The sequence below is a fragment of the Stenotrophomonas indicatrix genome, assembly GCA_041545745.1.
Lineage (GTDB): Bacteria > Pseudomonadota > Gammaproteobacteria > Xanthomonadales > Xanthomonadaceae > Stenotrophomonas > Stenotrophomonas indicatrix_A.
Genome location: CP168152.1, coordinates 4,538,836 through 4,555,678, shown reverse-complemented (window position 1 = coordinate 4,555,678; position 16,843 = coordinate 4,538,836). Strand labels below are relative to the sequence as shown.

13 protein-coding genes are annotated in these 16,843 nt (G+C 66.0%); 9 read left to right on the top strand and 4 right to left on the bottom strand.

Annotated features, from left to right (window positions below; translation table 11 throughout):
* Positions 1-56: 56 nt before the first annotated feature.
* The gene (locus tag ACEF39_RS20760; protein WP_500286450.1) at positions 57-3,509 is read left to right on the top strand and encodes a hybrid sensor histidine kinase/response regulator; all 3,453 of its coding nucleotides are present in this window, start codon (positions 57-59) and stop codon (positions 3,507-3,509) included.
* Between the two features lie 78 nt (positions 3,510-3,587).
* Here the strand turns inward: ACEF39_RS20760 and ACEF39_RS20755 are convergent, their stop codons facing one another.
* The 3 genes from ACEF39_RS20755 to acs all read right to left on the bottom strand — a co-directional run bounded on the left by ACEF39_RS20755 (position 3,588) and on the right by acs (position 7,345).
* Positions 3,588-4,163: a manganese efflux pump MntP gene (locus ACEF39_RS20755; protein WP_500286449.1), complete on the bottom strand. Its 576-nt coding sequence runs from the start codon at positions 4,161-4,163 to the stop codon at positions 3,588-3,590.
* Between the two features lie 451 nt (positions 4,164-4,614).
* The gene (locus tag ACEF39_RS20750; protein WP_005420420.1) at positions 4,615-5,280 is read right to left on the bottom strand and encodes a response regulator transcription factor; all 666 of its coding nucleotides are present in this window, start codon (positions 5,278-5,280) and stop codon (positions 4,615-4,617) included.
* Between the two features lie 121 nt (positions 5,281-5,401).
* Positions 5,402-7,345, bottom strand: a complete 1,944-nt coding sequence (acs, locus tag ACEF39_RS20745) for an acetate--CoA ligase (protein WP_500286448.1) — start codon at positions 7,343-7,345, stop codon at positions 5,402-5,404.
* 245 nt (positions 7,346-7,590) lie between these two features.
* On the opposite strand from acs, the gene ACEF39_RS20740 reads away from it, so the two are divergent.
* The 4 genes from ACEF39_RS20740 to xth all read left to right on the top strand — a co-directional run bounded on the left by ACEF39_RS20740 (position 7,591) and on the right by xth (position 13,268).
* Entirely contained in the window at positions 7,591-9,012 is a 1,422-nt protein-coding gene (locus tag ACEF39_RS20740) for a DcaP family trimeric outer membrane transporter (RefSeq protein WP_165378476.1), read from the top strand.
* A 97-nt stretch (positions 9,013-9,109) separates the two neighbouring features.
* Positions 9,110-10,765 carry an MFS transporter gene (locus ACEF39_RS20735; protein WP_500286447.1) on the top strand — a complete coding sequence of 552 codons (1,656 nt, stop codon included), beginning with the start codon at positions 9,110-9,112 and terminating at the stop codon, positions 10,763-10,765.
* A gap of 155 nt (positions 10,766-10,920) precedes the next feature.
* A complete protein-coding gene (locus ACEF39_RS20730; RefSeq protein ID WP_500286446.1) occupies positions 10,921-12,327 on the top strand; it encodes a coniferyl aldehyde dehydrogenase in 1,407 nt (468 codons plus the stop codon).
* Between the two features lie 173 nt (positions 12,328-12,500).
* Positions 12,501-13,268, top strand: a complete 768-nt coding sequence (xth, locus tag ACEF39_RS20725; RefSeq protein WP_500286445.1) for an exodeoxyribonuclease III — start codon at positions 12,501-12,503, stop codon at positions 13,266-13,268.
* A gap of 51 nt (positions 13,269-13,319) precedes the next feature.
* Here the strand turns inward: xth and ACEF39_RS20720 are convergent, their stop codons facing one another.
* Positions 13,320-13,571 carry a GlsB/YeaQ/YmgE family stress response membrane protein gene (locus ACEF39_RS20720; RefSeq protein ID WP_025878785.1) on the bottom strand — a complete coding sequence of 84 codons (252 nt, stop codon included), beginning with the start codon at positions 13,569-13,571 and terminating at the stop codon, positions 13,320-13,322.
* Positions 13,572-13,655: 84 nt separating this feature from the next.
* Between ACEF39_RS20720 and ACEF39_RS20715 the strand changes: the two genes are divergently transcribed.
* The 4 genes from ACEF39_RS20715 (at position 13,656) to ACEF39_RS20700 (ending at position 16,766) form a co-directional block, all read left to right on the top strand.
* Positions 13,656-14,255, top strand: coding sequence for a 4'-phosphopantetheinyl transferase family protein (locus ACEF39_RS20715; RefSeq protein ID WP_500286444.1), 600 nt, complete (start codon positions 13,656-13,658; stop codon positions 14,253-14,255).
* A gap of 39 nt (positions 14,256-14,294) precedes the next feature.
* Positions 14,295-14,933: a 16S rRNA (guanine(527)-N(7))-methyltransferase RsmG gene (gene rsmG, locus ACEF39_RS20710; RefSeq protein WP_025878787.1), complete on the top strand. Its 639-nt coding sequence runs from the start codon at positions 14,295-14,297 to the stop codon at positions 14,931-14,933.
* A 112-nt stretch (positions 14,934-15,045) separates the two neighbouring features.
* Positions 15,046-15,843: a ParA family protein gene (locus ACEF39_RS20705; RefSeq protein WP_032976776.1), complete on the top strand. Its 798-nt coding sequence runs from the start codon at positions 15,046-15,048 to the stop codon at positions 15,841-15,843.
* Positions 15,843-16,766, top strand: a complete 924-nt coding sequence (locus ACEF39_RS20700; protein WP_088101900.1) for a ParB/RepB/Spo0J family partition protein — start codon at positions 15,843-15,845, stop codon at positions 16,764-16,766. The genes ACEF39_RS20705 and ACEF39_RS20700 overlap by 1 nt, the downstream gene beginning before the upstream one ends.
* Positions 16,767-16,843: the final 77 nt, after the last annotated feature.

Here is a 16,843-nt window from a genome sequence, read left to right as displayed (position 1 = left end):
CGTACACCCGGCCACGCGTGGCCTACACTGCGGGTTCCTTCGACGGAAACACGCGCTTGGTCTCCAGCTGGATCCTGCTGCTGGTCTCGGTTGCCTATGCCGCGCTGCTGTTTGGTGTGGCGTGGTGGGGCGACCGTCGGCCGATGTACCCGGACCGGCCGTGGCTGCGACCGGTCGTCTACAGCCTAGCGCTGGCGGTGTACTGCTCGTCGTGGACCTTTTACGGCGCGGTGGGTACCGCCGTGCGCAACGGCGTGGGCTACCTGCCGATCTACATCGGTCCGCTGCTGCTGCTGCTGTTCGGTTGGCGCATCATCGAGCGCCTGGCGCTGATCGCGCGCAGCCAGAACGTGGTCTCCATCGCCGACTTCATTTCCTCGCGCTTCGGCCGCTCGCGGCGGCTGGCCGCGCTGGTGGCGATCATCGCGCTGATCGGCATCATTCCCTACCTCGCCCTCCAGTACAAAGCGGTGGCGATGAGCCTGCAGGTACTGACCGGCAACACCGGGCCGACCGGATTCTTCAGCGATCCAGCCCTGTATGTGGCGTTGCTGATGGCACTGTTCGCCACCCTGTTCGGCACCCGCCAGGTGGATGCCACCGAACACCACCACGGCATGATGCTGGCGATCGCGCTGGAATCGGTGATCAAGCTGGTGGCGATGGTAGCGGTGGGCGTGTTCGCCTATGTCTGGCTCGGCGACCGCAACGAAGCGGTGGTGGAGTCGGTGCATACGCTGTTCACCGGGCTGCCACCTGTGGGCTTCCTGTCGCAGACGCTGCTCAGCTTCCTCGCCATCATCTGCCTGCCCCGCCAATTCCATGTGGCGGTGGTCGAGTGCGGCGACGTGCGCGATGTGCGCCGCGCGCGCTGGATGTTCGGCGGTTACCTTGTGCTGATCTCGGCGATGGTGCTGCCGATCGCCACCGCCGGCGTCAGCCTGTTCGGCACCGGAAGCGGCGTGGCCGACGACTCGATGGTGCTGGCCCTGCCGCTGGCCGAGGGCCGCAACGCGCTGGCATTGATCGCCTATATCGGTGGTTTCTCTGCTGCCACCGGCATGGTCATCGTGTCCTCGATTGCGCTGGCGACGATGGTCAGCAACGATCTGGTGATGCCGGTGCTGCTGCGTCGCAGTGGCGACCACCAGGAAGCGGCCGATGTTGCCTCGCGGGTGCTGTGGATCCGCCGCCTGGCGATTCTGCTACTGGCGCTGATGGCCTACAGCTACTACCGCAGCAGCAGCAACGACAGCACCCTGGCCTCGTATGGACTGATGGCGTTCGCTGCGGTAGCGCAGTTCGCGCCGGGCCTGATCGGTGGCCTGTACTGGCGCGGGGCCAGCCGTCGTGGCGTCGAGACTGGCATGCTGCTCGGCTTCGCCACCTGGCTGTACACCCTGCTGCTGCCGGCGATGACGATGGCCGGCTGGATGGATGCTGGCTGGGTGCAGCATGGTCCGTTCGGCATCGATTGGCTGCGCCCGCAGCAGCTGTTCGGCATGACCGGCTGGGACCCGCTGACCCACGGCACGTTCTGGTCGCTGCTGGTCAATGCGGCAACGATGATGCTGGTATCGGCGCGTTGGCGCCCGGGCGTGGACGAGCGCCTGCGCGCTGCGCCCTTCCTCGATCCCTACGCCCAGCGCCCCTCGGTGGCCGGTGGTTGGCCGGGCCACGTACACGTGGGCGACCTGCTGGCACTGGCTTCGCGCGTGGTCGGCGAACGCCATGCGCGGCGCTCGTTCTTCGAACAGGCGCAGTCGCTGGGTCGAGAGCTGCAGTCCTCGGCGCCGGCCGACCGGCCATGGGTGCAGTTCACCGAGCGCCTGCTGGCCGCATCGATCGGTGCGGCGTCCGCGCGCCTGCTGCTGACCAGCCTGCTGCGTGGCTCGGGCATGGACCTGGGCGAAGTGGTGGCGGTACTGGACGAAGCGGGACAGGAACTGCGCTTCAACCGCGAGATCCTGTCGACCACCCTGGAAAACATCAGCGCCGGCGTCAGCGTGGTCGACCCGGACATGCGACTGACCGCCTGGAACCGGCGTTACCAGGACATGTTCGGTTACCCCGACGGCATGCTCTACGTCGGCCGCCCAGTGGCCGATCTGATCCGCTACAACGCCGAGCGTGGCGAGCTGGGCGAGGGCGATATCGAAGTGCAGATCAACCGCCGAATCGGCTACATGCGCGCCGGTTCGCCGCACGTCTTCGAGCGCACCCGCAGCGATGGCAAGGTGATCGAAATGCGCGGCCAGGCACTGCCCGGCGGCGGCTACGTCACCAGCTACAACGACATCACCGACTACAAGCACGCCGAACGCGCGCTGCTGGAAGCCAACGAAACGCTGGAACAGCGCGTGGCCGAGCGCTCGCATGTTGCGGAAGTCGCACAACAATCGAAGACCCGCTTCCTGGCGGCGATCAGCCATGACGTGCTGCAGCCGTTGAATGCGGCACGGTTGTTCGCCTCGGCCCTGCGCGACAGCGACCATGTCAGCGACGAGCAGCGGCATCTGGCCGAACGCGTGGATGCCTCGCTGCGTGCGGCCGAAGAGCTGCTCGATGGTCTGCTGGACGTGTCGCGGCTGGATGCCGGTGGCCTGCATCCGGTGATCGGCGAGTTCGATGTCAGCGCATTGATGCGCGAGCTGGCCGCGCAGTACACGCCGGTTGCGGCCGGACGTGGGCTGCGACTGGATCTGTTCGCGCGGACCACCTGGGTGCGCAGCGACCGACGCCTGTTGCGTCGGGTGCTGCAGAACTTCCTTGCCAATGCGTTGCGCTACACACGGCAGGGGCGCATCGTGCTGGCCGTGCGCCAGCGCGGCGACGAAGTGGAACTGCAGGTGTGGGATACCGGGCCCGGCATTCCCGAGCATCACATGCGGCAGATCTTCGACGAGTTCCACCGCTACCAGCAGCCATTCGACTGGGGCGAGCAGGGCCTGGGACTGGGCCTGTCCATCTGCCAGCGCATCTCGCGCCTGCTCGATCATCGCTTGAATGCGCGCAGCCGGGTCGGCAGTGGTTCGATGTTCTCGATCATCCTGCCGCGGGTGGCGCCACTGCCGGGCTATACCGAAGCGGTCACTTTGGCGTCGACAGCACCGCCGGTCCGCAGCGATTCGTTGGCGGGCCTGCGCGTGCTGTGCGTGGACAACGACGAGGAGATCCTCGATGGCATGCGTGCGCTGCTGGGGCGCTGGCAGGTGCAGGTGATCACCGCATCGACGGTGGACCAGGCGCTGCAGAAGATCGCCGAGCGTCCGCAGGTGATGCTGGTGGACTACCACCTGCACGATCGCATGGATGGCCTGGACGCGCTGGTGGCGCTACGCGAGGCGGCGGGCTATCCGTTGCCCGGTGCGCTGCTTACCGCAGATGGCCGCGATGAACTGAAGCGGATGGCACGCGAGCGTGGTTATCGCCTGTTGACCAAACCGATCAAGCCGGCGTCGCTGCGTGCGTTCCTGGGTGCGCTGCGGGATACCCGCAACAACGACTGAATCCACGCCACACGCGGATGACGCGCGGGTAATGCCGACCGCTGGCCGGCAACCTCATGATCGCCGGCAACCTACGCCTTACGCCACGCCGTGCAGGTGTTCATACAGGATCGTCGCACCGATGATCACCAGGATCACGCCACCGATGATTTCGGCGCGCTTGCCGACCATGCTGCCGAGTGCGCGGCCGAGCATGATGCCGGCGGTGACCATGGTCAGCGTGCAGAGGCCGATGACCGCAGCCATCACCCCGATATGCACGTCCATGAAGGCCAGGCCGATGCCCACCGCCATCGCGTCGATGCTGGTGGCGAAGCCGGTCAGTGCCAGCTTCCAGAAACCATGGTGCTGCGAAGGATCTTCCTCGTCCTCGCCGCTATCCGGACGCAGGCCGTTGTAGATCATGTGGATGCCCAGTGCGCCGAGCAGGACGAAGGCGATCCAGTGGTCGAACGCTTCCACATACTGCAGAGCGGCCCGGCCAAGCAGCCAACCGATGATGGGCGTGATTGCCTCGATGACGCCGAAAATGATGCCGGCGCGCAGCGCATCACGGAACACCGGCTTGCGCATGGCTGCACCTTTGCCGATCGCGGCGGCGAAGGCATCGGTGGACATGGCAAAGCCGATCAGTAGGATCGAAAGGGGGGGCATTGGCAGCTGCTGAGGTCGGGCAAGGACGGACGCACGGCCTGCGCTCGCGCCCAACCTGATGTTGCGCGCGCGGGCCGCTGGTCTCGCCAACCATCATGGTTGCCCACGCCACGGCGCACTGGCCGAGTATGTTGACGTGGACGATTCCTGCGAAGGAATCCGGCTACTCCCCAAGGGGACGCGAAGCTTAGCATCGCGATCCGCGCGTGGCGCATCTCATGCGAAACGCGCAGGCAGGGCTGGTTTTTATAGCGATGGCTATATCACGTGGAAATGGTGGCGCCGGAGGCCGAAGCGGAATCCGGTGGTGCCGGCCAGCGGCCGGCACGCGCAACGGCGAGAGCGTGCCAAGCAAGCGTGGCACCTACCAGAGCAGGACAAGGTAGTGCCGGCCAGCGGCCGGCAGCTCCAACCGTTTCACGTGATTGCCGGCCAGCGGCCGGCACTACCGTCAGTCTTCTTCCGGCGGAAGCACGATGGCGTCGTCGTCGATCGCCAGCTTGCCGGCCATCAGTACCGCCTGGGTGCGGTTGGTCACGCCCAGCTTGCGCAGGATCGCGGTGACGTGGGCCTTGATCGTTGCTTCGGAGACGTTGAGGTCGTAGGCGATCTGCTTGTTCAAACGACCCGCGCCGAGCATCTGCAGCACGCGGAACTGCTGCGGGGTCAGCTCGCGCAGGCGCTGGCCGACTTCGCGTTCTTCGCTGCCGGTCGGCGGCACATTGTGTGCTTCCGGCGGCGCCCAGGTCTCGCCATCGAGGATGGTGCCGAGCGCATGGCCGATGGTGTCCGAATCAGCGGACTTCGGAATGAAGCCCAGCGCGCCGTGGTCGAGTGCGCGACGCATCACCGTGGCTTCTTCGCGTGCGGAGACCACCACCACCGGCAGCTGCGGATGCAGCGAGCGCATGTGCACCAGCGCATTGAAGCCCTGTGCGCCGGGCATGTTGAGATCCATCAGGACCAGGTCGGCGTCGTTGTGCTGGTCGGCCAGCGCATACAACGCTTCCACGCTGTCGGCCTCGAACAGTTGAACGCCCGGAATGACCCGCTGCACGGCACCCCGCAGGGCTTCGCGGAACAACGGATGGTCATCGGCAATCAGGAGGGTGGTCATGGGTCGAGCTTATCGATCAGGAAAAAGGGCGGTGTGATGGTTGGCACAGGACGGGTTGAACATGGCCGGGTCCCTCCTCCCGGCCACGTTCGTGGCGCGTACTGTGCCCGCGCTCACGTCATCAACGGACCTTGCGTTCGTCCACCAGCGACGCCACCACCGACGGATCGGCCAGGGTCGAGGTGTCGCCGAGCTGGTCCGGCGCGTTCTCGGCGATCTTGCGCAGGATACGGCGCATGATCTTGCCCGAGCGGGTCTTCGGCAGGCCCGGCGCCCACTGCAGGTGATCGGGCGTGGCGATCGGACCGATCTCCTTGCGCACCCAGGCGACCAGTTCCTTCTGCAGCTCGTCGCTGGGCGCTTCTTCGGCCACCAGGGTGACGTAGGCATAGATGCCCTGGCCCTTCACGTCGTGCGGGAAGCCGACCACGGCGGCCTCGGCCACCTTCGGATGCGAGACCAGCGCGCTTTCCACTTCGGCGGTGCCGATGCGGTGGCCGGATACGTTGATCACATCGTCCACGCGGCCGGTGATCCAGTAGTAGCCATCTTCGTCGCGGCGGCAGCCGTCACCGGTGAAGTAGCTGCCCGGGTAGGTGCGGAAATAGGTATCGATGAAGCGCTGGTGGTCGCCATACACCGTGCGCATCTGGCCCGGCCAGGAATCACGGATGATCAGGTTGCCTTCGGTTGGGCCGTCCTTGATCTCGCCATCGGCGTTGACCAGTGCCGGCTGCACGCCGAAGAACGGCAGGGTGGCCGAACCCGGTTTCAGATCCATCGCGCCGGCCAGCGGCGAGATCAGGATGCCGCCGGTCTCGGTCTGCCACCAGGTATCGACGATCGGGCAACGGCTGTCGCCGACCACGTCGTAGTACCAGCGCCAAGCTTCCGGATTGATCGGTTCGCCGACGCTGCCAAGCAGGCGCAGCGAAGCGCGCGAGGTCTTCTTCACCGGCTCCTCGCCTTCGCGCATCAGCGCGCGGATGGCGGTGGGGGCGGTGTAGAAGATCGACACCTTGTGCTTGTCGATCACGTTCCAGAAGCGTGAGGTGTCCGGATAGTTCGGTACGCCCTCGAACATCAGCGAGGTCGCACCATTGGCCAGCGGGCCGTACACGATGTAGCTGTGGCCGGTGACCCAGCCGACGTCGGCGGTGCACCAGTAGATGTCGTCCTCGCGCAGATCGAACACCGCTTCATGGGTGTAGGCCGCGTACAACAGGTAACCGGCGGTGGTGTGCAGTACGCCCTTCGGCTTGCCGGTGGAACCGGAGGTGTAGAGGATGAACAGCGGATCCTCGGCGTTCATCGGCTCCGGTTCGCAGCTGGCCGGCTGGCTGTCGACCACGTCATGGAACCAGCGGTCGCGCGGTGCCTGCATGTCCACCGCGCCGCCGGTATGGCGCACCACCAGCACGGTTTCCACGGTATTGGTGCCGGGCAGCTTCAGCGCCGCATCGACGTTGGCCTTCAGCGGAATCTTGCGGCCACCGCGCAGACCTTCGTCGGCGGTGATGATCAGCTTGCTCTGGCAGTCGCTGACACGGTCGGCGATCGAGTTCGGCGCGAAGCCACCGAACACCACCGAGTGGATCGCGCCGATGCGCGCGCAGGCCAGCATGGCCACGGCAGCGTCGACGATCATCGGCAGGTAGATGGTGACCCGGTCGCCCTTCTTGACGCCGAGGTTGCGCAGCGCGTTGCCGAGACGGCAGGTGCGCTCGTACAGCTCGCGATAGGTCACGTGCTGGGCCGGCGCATCCGGGCTGTCCGGCTCGAACAGCAGCGCGGTCTTGTCGCCGCGTTTTTCCAGCTGGCGGTCCAGGCAGTTCACGCTGGCGTTGAGCTCGCCATCTTCGAACCACTTGATGTGGAAGTCGGACAGGTCGTAGCTGACGTTCTTGATCTTCGTCGGCTTGCGCGACCAGTCCAGCCGCTCAGCGGCCTTGCCCCAGAACGCATCCGGATCGGACACCGAGGCCTGGTACTGCTGTTCATAGGAGTTCTTGTCGATACGCGCCTTGGCGGCGAACTGCGGATCGACGGGGTAGAGATCAGCCATGGCACCCTCACTTGCACGTTGACTTTGTGTGTGCAGCCGCAGCATTGCCGCAGCCGTTCCCCCTCAGTTTGCCCCATCCACCCCCGGTCGCGTCACCACTTCGGTTAGACCTTGGTCGAAAGTCGGGCCCCTGCAGGCCCGGGTTCGACCAATGGCCAATAGCCGGTGCGTGCAAACGCCCCGCAGTCTCGGCTCGACCGTGCCCCACGCGCGGCATCACCTTGCCACTTGGGAGAGAGGGCAACATGAGCCACCGTACGTTGAAAGCCGTGCGCAAACCTTTGGCGGCCTGCCTGTTGGTCGCCCTGGTCGCACCGGGCATGGCGTTCGCCGAGACCGCCAAAGAGAAGGCACTGGAAGCACGCGTTGCCGAACTGGAGCGGCAGGTGCAGGCGCTGCTGTCGTCGCAGCAGCAGCAACAGACCCAGATCGTGCAGACCCAGCAGGCGGTCACCGACGTCCGCACGCTGCAGGCCGAACAGAAGCCGGCGGTGCCTGCGGGCAAGCAGCCGATCCAGGTCACCACCATCACCCCCGGTGCGGCGCCGGGTACCACGGTCAAGATCGGCGGCTTCATCAAGGCCGATTTCCTGGCCACCCAGACCAGCGATGGCCAGCTGGCCGACGATGCCACCGGCCGCTCGTTGTACCTGCCCGGGCAGACCCCGGTGGAAGGCGCCGGCGGCAGCGGCAAGCGCTCGGACGTGGACTACAACGCCCACGCCAAGTTCTCGCGCTTCAACCTGGGCATCGACAACGTCAGCGAGTCGGGCAACAAGGCCGGCGCGTTCTTCGAGATGGATTTCTTCGGCAACTCGCTGGGCAACCAGACTGCCACCAACACCTATGGCGTGACCCTGCGCCATGCGTACATGTACTGGAACAACTGGATGGCCGGCCAGACCTGGTCGAACTTCATGGATGCGGCGTCGCTGCCGGAAGCGGTCGACTTCGTCGGTCCGACCGATGGTGTGATCTTCGTGCGCCAGGCCCAGGTTCGCTACACCAAGGGCGGTTTCAGCGTCGCGCTGGAGAATCCGGAAACCACCACCCTCACTGGTACGCGCAATCCGGTCACCGGCGCCTGGACCAATGCCAGCGCCAACTCCGATCGCGGCAGCCTGCCGGACCTGACCCTGCGTTATGGCTGGAAGGGTGACTGGGGCACCTTCGGTGTCGGTGGCGTGGTCCGCCAGCTGAAGGTCGACAACCAGACCACCGGTGCCAAGGCTGACAAGGTGGCCGGTGGCCTGACCCTGGGCGGCAAGTGGGTGATGGGTGACAGCGATTCGCTGCACTACCAGTTCACCGGTGGCGAGGGCATCGCCCGCTACATCGGCCTGGGCATCACCGCCGATTCGGCCTATGACGTGGCACGCGACGAACTCAACCCAACCGGTGTGATCGCCGGCTACGTCGGTTGGCGCCATGCCTTCTCGCCGAAGCTGCGCACCAACCTGATCTACGCGCGCAGCGACTACGACAACGACAGCATCCTCGGCCCGCTGGTGACCAAGAGCGTGCAGAGCATCCGCGGCAACATCTTCTATTCGCCGATGCCCAAGGTCGATGTCGGCGCCGAGCTGATGTACGGCAAGCGCGAGATCGAGAACGGCAACAAGGGCGACATCACCCGTCTGCAGTTCACTACGAAATACAGTTTTTAAATGAGTGCCGACCAACGGTGTCGGCACCTACCAAGAATGAGTGCCGACCAACGGTCGGCACCCACCAACAACGATTGCTTCGGAGGGGAAGCGTCCCATGTCCACAACACCTGCACCGGCGAAAGCCCAACTTACCCAGGGACACAAGAAGGTCATCTTCGCGTCCAGCCTGGGCACCGTTTTCGAGTGGTACGACTTCTTCCTGTATGGCTCGCTCGCGGCGATCATCGCCAAGCAGTTCTTCAGCGGCGTCAATGAAACCACGGGCATGATCTTCGCCCTGCTGGCCTTCGCGGCCGGCTTCTTCGTGCGACCGTTCGGCGCGGCCTTCTTCGGCAGCCTCGGCGACCGCATCGGCCGCAAGTACACCTTCCTGGTCACCATCCTGATCATGGGCATCTCGACCTTCCTGGTCGGTGTGCTGCCCAACTACGCCTCGATCGGTTTCGCCGCACCGGTGATCCTGATCATCCTGCGCCTGGCCCAGGGCCTGGCGATGGGCGGCGAGTACGGCGGTGCTGCCACCTACGTGGCCGAACACGCACCGGCCGACAAGCGTGGCCTGTACACCAGCTTCATCCAGTGCACCGCCACGCTGGGTCTGTTCATGTCGCTGCTGATCATCCTGGCCTGCCGCTATTTCCTCGGCAACGAAGCCTTCGAAGCCTGGGGCTGGCGCATTCCGTTCCTGGTCTCGATCGTGCTGCTGGGCGTGTCGGTGTGGATCCGCCTGCAGCTGAGCGAGTCGCCGCTGTTCCAGCAGATGAAGTCGGAGGGCAAGGGTTCCAAGACGCCGTTCCGTGACAGCCTGAAGGGCGGCAACCTGAAGCTGATGCTGCTGGTGTTGCTGGGTGCTGCCGCAGGCCAGGCAGTGGTCTGGTATGGCGGTCAGTTCTACGCGTTGTTCTTCCTCAGCAGCATGCTGAAGGTCGATGCCACCACCTCCTACCTGCTGATCGCCGCCGCGCTTGCACTGGGCGTGCCGTTCTTCATCTTCTTCGGCTGGCTGTCCGACCGTATCGGCCGCAAGAAGATCATCCTCGCCGGCTGCCTGCTGGCCGCCATCACCTACATCCCGATCTTCAAGGGCCTGACCCACTTCGCCAACCCGGCCATCGAAGAAGCCCGCAGCAGCTCGCCGGCCCTGGTTGTGGCCGATCCGAGCACCTGCTCGTTCCAGTTCGATCCGGTCGGCCTGCGCAAGTTCACCAGCTCCTGCGACGTGGCTACCGCCGCGCTGACCAAGGCCGGTGTGCCGTATGACGTGCAGCCGGCTGCTGCTGGCTCGCTGGCGATGGTCAACGTGGGCAGTGCCAGCGTCACCTCGTATGAGGCCGCCGGCCTGACCAAGGAAGAAGGCAAGGCCAAGGCCGATGCGTTCGGTGCCGAGCTGAAGACCGCGCTGACCAGCGCCGGTTATCCCGCCAAGGCTGATGGTTCGCGCATCAACTACGCAGGCACGATCCTGATGCTGTGGCTGCTGGTGCTGTACGTGACCATGGTCTACGGCCCGATCGCCGCCTACCTGGTCGAACTGTTCCCGACCCGCATCCGTTACACCTCGATGTCGCTGCCGTACCACATCGGCAACGGCTGGTTCGGTGGCTTCCTGCCGGCGATTTCGTTCGCGCTGGTGGCCGGTACCGGCAACCTGTACTACGGGTTGTGGTACCCGATCATCATCGCGCTGATGTCGGTGGTGATTGGCGGCCTGTTCCTGCGCGAGACGAAGAACGTGGATATCACCAAGTAAGAATGATGTTCATTGGATGAAGGAGAGGCCGTGGTGCAGACCACGGCCTTTCTGTTTGTGGGGGCGTCGCCCGGGGTCAGAGCCCCTTCGTACGCGAAAGGGATCTGACCCCATCGAGACCGCCGCCTCACGTGTGCACGCCGTATAGTCGCGGAATGAGCCTCTCAGCCGCCGACCTCCCCGCCATCCTGCACACCCTGCGCAGTGCATGGCAGGCCCAGCGTCCTTCGCTGGATCAGCGCGAAGCCGACCTGCGCCGCCTGCGTGAGGCGCTGCAGACGCGCATGGATGAAATGGCCGAGGCCATCGCCGAGGACTTCGGCCATCGCGCCCACGTTGAATCGAAGCTGGCCGATGGCATGAGCGTGCTCTCGGCCATCGATCACCTGCGCAGCCGCCTGCGACGCTGGTCGAAGCCGCGTCATGCGTCTGCAGGCTGGAAGCTGTGGCCAGCCCGCGCGCAGCTGCGGCCGACGCCGCTGGGCGTGGTCGGGGTGATCTCGCCGTGGAACTACCCGGTCACGCTGGCGCTGGTGCCGTTGGCCACTGCGATTGCCGCCGGCAACCATGTGCTGGTGAAGCCTTCGGAGCACACCCCGCGCACCAGCGCGTTCCTGGCCGATCTGCTGGCCAACGTGTTCCCGCCCGATCGTGTGTCGGTGGTGCAGGGTGACGCGGACGTGGCTGCGGCGGTGTCTTCGCTACCGCTGGACCACCTCGTGTTTACCGGTTCCACCGCGGTCGGCCGCAAGGTGATGGCGGCGGCGGCGGAACATCTGGTGCCACTGACGCTGGAGCTGGGCGGCAAGTCGCCGGCCATCGTCTGCCGCGATTTTCCGTTGGATAAAGCCGCAGCGCGGCTGGCTACCGGCAAGTGGTTCAACGCCGGCCAGACCTGCATCGCGCCGGATTACGTGCTGATCGACAGCGTTCGCCAGCGCGAATTCGTGCAGGCGCTGCAGCAGCAGGTGCGCGAGCGTTACGGTGATTTCAGCGATGCGGGTGACTACACGCGGATCATCAATGAAGGCCAGTACGGGCGCCTGCAGGGCTATCTGGCGCAGGCGCGCGAGCGCGGCGTGCCGGTGATTCCATTGGCACAGGTGGATGAGGCGCGCGCCGATCGTGAGCGCCTGCTGGTGCCGACCGTAGTGCTGGACCCGCCGGATGACCTGGACCTGATGCGTGAGGAGATCTTCGGCCCGATCCTGCCGGTACGTGCCTATCCGGACCTGGATGCGGCGCTGGCCGACATCGTGGCCCGCGACCGGCCGTTGGCGCTGTATCCCTTCAGCCACGACACGGCGACGGTGGAGCGCATCCTTGGCCAGGTGGTGGCGGGTGGGGTGACGGTCAATGACACGCTGCTGCACTTCGCCGCCGATGGTTTGCCGTTCGGCGGGGTTGGCGCCAGTGGCATGGGTGCGTACCACGGGCGGGCTGGGTTTGATGCGGTGAGCAAGCTGTTGCCGGTGCTGTGGCAGTCGCGCTGGGCGGCCAGTGATCGGCTGCGGCCGCCGTATTCGAGGATTGCCGGGTTGTTGAGGTTGCTGCTGCGGTGAAGCCACGCATGGCGTGGCTCTACTGACGGGACCGGGTTCTGGTAGGTGCCAACCTTGGTTGGCACGCGTGAACCCCAAGCGCCGACCAAGGTCGGCATCCACCGGGACACACGCGCCCCCTACCGCCAACCAAGGTTGGCATCCACCAAAGCCCACCCGGGTAGAATGCCCGCATGAAGATCGCCTCGTGGAACGTCAATTCGCTCAATGTCCGCCTGCCGCACCTGGAGCAGTGGCTCAAGGAGTTCGGCCCGGACATCGTCGGCATCCAGGAAACCAAGCTGGAGGACCACAAGTTCCCGGATTCGGCGCTGGTCGCCGCCGGTTACCGCAGCGTGTTCGCCGGGCAGAAGACCTACAACGGCGTGGCGCTGGTGTCGCGCGAGCCGGCGCAGGACGTGCAGATCGGCATTCCCGGCTTCGAGGACGAGCAGAAGCGGGTCATCGCCGGCACTTTCGGCGACCTGCGGGTGATCAACCTGTACGTGGTCAACGGCCAGGACGTCGGCACCGACAAGTACGAGTACAAGCTGCGCTGGCTGGACGCCGTGCATGCCTGGATCGTCGAAGAACTGCAGCGGCATCCGAAGTTGATCGTGATGGGCGACTTCAACATCGCCCCCGATGCGCGCGACGTGCACGACCCTGAGGTCTGGAACGAGAACCACATCCTGACCTCCACCGCTGAGCGCGGCGCGCTGGCCAAACTGTTGCAGCTGGGCCTGCACGATGGCTTCCGCCTGCACAACGACGAGGCAGGTACGTTCAGCTGGTGGGATTACCGCGCAGCGGGTTTCCGCCGCAACCTCGGCCTGCGCATCGACCTGACCCTGGTCTCCGATGCACTGAAGGGCAGTGCGGTGGCCTCGGGCATCGACCGCGAGCCGCGCACCTGGGAACGTCCCAGCGACCATGCACCGGCGTGGGTGCAGCTGGGCTGAAACAACGAGGCCCGGCAATGGCCGGGCCCCGTGTTCAAGCAGTATCCCGCGTCAGCGTATGCTCTTGCGGGTGAACAGATTGACGATCGCCAGCAGGATCACCGCGCCGATCAGCGAGAACAGGAACGTGCGCAGGGTGATCGCTTCATTGATGCCGCCGCCGAACAGCCAGCCGGAAATCAGTGCGCCAACGATGCCCACCACGATGTTGAGGATGATGCCCTGCTGGCCATCTCGCTTCATGATGATGCTTGCCAGCCAGCCGACGATGCCGCCGACGATCAGCCAGATGATGATTCCCATGATCGACTCTCCGGTGGATAACCGAGCCCAGTTGACGCGCAGTGCTGTGAACCCGCCGTGCAATCCCGTGATGGCCGCGTGCGGATGAGCCTGCCAGCCACCCTTGAGGGCCCCTGGCGGTTTGGCCCGGTCACCGTGTGGCGCTGCCCGCACGTGCCCGGCCAGCGCGGTGAGCCGCAGGCCCGGCAGGTGCTGGCACAGGCACTGGGGGGCGAGCCGGATGCGCTGCCGCTGGTGCGCGACGACAAGGGCCGGCCGGAACTGAGTGGCGCGCTCGCCCACTACGGCACCGGCTGGAGCCACAGCGGCGAGGTCCTGCTGGTGGCGCTGGGCGAGGGCGTGCGGCTGGGCGTGGACCTGGAACTGCTGCGGCCGCGCCCGCGCATGCTGGAAATCATCCAGCGCTTCTTCCATCCCGACGAAGTGGCTTGGCTGCAAGGCCTGGACGAGGCCGACCGCGAACATTGGTTCTTCCGCGTCTGGTGTGCCAAGGAAGCGCTGCTGAAGGCGCACGGGCAGGGCATTTCCTTCGGCCTGCACCGCCTGCAGCTGGCCCCGGCCGACGATGGCGCCCTGCACCTGCGCTGGTGCGACCCGGAGCTGGGCGAGGCCGCGTGCTGGCACCTGCACGAATGGCAGGCCAGTGGCCAGTTCCGCGCCGCATTGGCCTGGTATCCGCAGTGAATCGGCGAATCAACGGCGAAAACCGGCGATAATGCCGGCATGAGCGAACACGATCTTCCCGCCGGCGTAGCGAACACGCTGCAGCAGGGCCTGGCCAGCATGGGCCTGGCCGCCGAGCTGGCCCCGCCGCTGCTGCGCTACCTGGCGCTGCTGCACCGCTGGAACGGCACCTACAACCTCACCGCCATCCGCGATCCGCAGGAAATGGTCACCCGCCATCTGCTCGATTCACTGGCGATGCAGCCGTTCGTGGCCGATGGCAGCCTGGCCGACCTCGGTACCGGCCCCGGGTTGCCGGGCATCCCGCTGGCGATCGCCTGCCCGGGTCTGCAGGTCACCCTGGTGGAAAGCAACGGCAAGAAAGCCCGCTTCATGCGCGAGGCCGTGCGCCAGCTGGGCCTGGGCAATGCCCGCGTGGCCGAATCGCGCGCCGAAGCGCTGGCCGAGCCGGGCAGCTACGACCAGCTGACCGCGCGCGCGATGGACACCTTGGCCGGCATCGTCCGCGTCGGTGGCCACCTGCTGCGCCCCGGTGGCGTGCTGCTGGCCATGAAGGGCGTCTACCCGCATGAAGAGATCGCAGCGCTGCCGGCCGGTTGGCAGGTGCGCGAGGTGGTCCCGCTGAGCGTGCCCGGCTTGGCCGGTGAACGCCATCTGGTCACCGTCACAGGCCCCTGAACCCCGCCGCCCGCCCCTTGTGGAACAAGCGGTTGGCGATCCACGATTTCCGCACGGGCCCGGTTGTACGCATAATGACCGGTCCCAGCACACGTCGACGAGGCACACCCGCATGGCCCGCATCATCGCCATCGCCAACCAGAAGGGTGGCGTCGGCAAGACCACGACCGCCGTCAACCTGGCCGCTTCCCTGGCCAACGCACCCAAGCGCGTGCTGTTGGTCGACCTGGATTCCCAGGGCAACGCGACCATGGGCAGTGGCGTGGACAAGCGCGAGCTGGTCTCCTCCACCTACGATCTGCTGCTGGGCGAGTCCAGCGCTGCCGACGTCCGCGTGCAGACCGCCGAAGGCTACGACCTGCTGCCGGGCAACATCGACCTGACCGCGGCCGAGATCCAGCTGATGGCGCAGAGCGAGCGCGAGCAGCGCCTGAAGCGCGCGCTGGCGCCGATCCGCGACGAGTACGACTACATCCTGATCGACTGCCCGCCGGCGCTCTCGCTGCTGACCCTCAACGCACTGGCCGCCGCCGATTCGGTGATCGTGCCGATGCAGTGCGAGTACTACGCGCTGGAAGGCCTGAGCGCGCTGGTGGAAACCATCGAAGCGCTGCGTGCCAACCTCAACCCGGCGCTGGAGATCGAAGGCGTGCTGCGCACCATGTTTGATGTGCGCAACAACCTGGCCAATGCCGTGTCGGCCGAGCTCACCGAGCATTTCGGTGACCGCGTGTTCCGCACCATCGTACCGCGCAACGTGCGCCTGGCCGAGGCGCCCAGCCATGGCCAGAGCATCGTCGGCTACGATCGTGCTTCGCGCGGCGGCGTGGCCTACCTCGGCCTGGCCGGCGAGATCATCCGTCGCAACAACGAACGCAACAAGGCCAGCAAGGCCGTGGAGACCGTCTGATGACCAGCAGCAAGCCTGCAGCCAAGAAGCGAGGCCTCGGCCGCGGCCTGGACGCACTGCTCGGTCCGAAGGGCTCGGTCAGCCAGGTGCAGGCCAGCACGGCGGTGATCGAGCCGCTGCCCGGTGAAGTGCTGCGCAAGCTGCCGGTAGGCCAGCTGCAGCCGGGCAAGTACCAGCCGCGTCGCGAAATGGACCAGGGCAAGCTGTCCGAACTGGCCGACTCGATCAAGTCGCAGGGCGTGATCCAGCCGATCCTGGTGCGCCAGCTGCCGGCAGGCAACTTCGAAATCGTCGCCGGTGAACGTCGCTGGCGCGCCTCGCAGCTGGCTGGCCTGGACGAAGTGCCGGTGGTGGTGCGCGAGCTGGAAGACCGCACCGTCATCGCGATGGCGCTGATCGAGAACATCCAGCGTGAAGACCTCAACCCGCTGGAAGAAGCCGAAGCACTGCAGCGCCTCATCAGCGAATTCACCCTGACCCATGCCGAGGCCGCCGAGGCCGTCGGCCGCTCGCGCGCGGCGGTGTCCAACCTGCTGCGCCTGCTGGAACTGCCGATCGCCATCCGCCTGCTGCTGGAAACGCGCCGGCTGGAGATGGGGCACGCCCGCGCGCTGCTGACGCTGGCCCCGGAACTGGCCAGCAAGCTGGCCCAGGAAGCGGCCGATGAAGGCTGGTCGGTGCGTGAGGTCGAGCGTCGTGCGCAGGCGTTCGCCGCCGGCAAGGTGCCGAGCAACCGTCCGCAGCCGGTGGCCAAGGTGCAGCAGGCCGATATCGCCTCGCTGGAAACCGAGCTGTCCGAAGTACTGGGCACCTCCGTTGCGATCAACCATGGCCGCGGTGGCAAGGGCAAGCTGATCATCCATTACGCCAACCTGGACACGCTTGATGGCGTGCTGGAGCGGCTGCGCACGCGCCAGGGCTGACCCCGGCGCAGTTTCATGGGAGTACGGCCTGTTCCTGCCGTGCTCCGTCGATTGCAGGGAACGCACCGCCGCGCGTG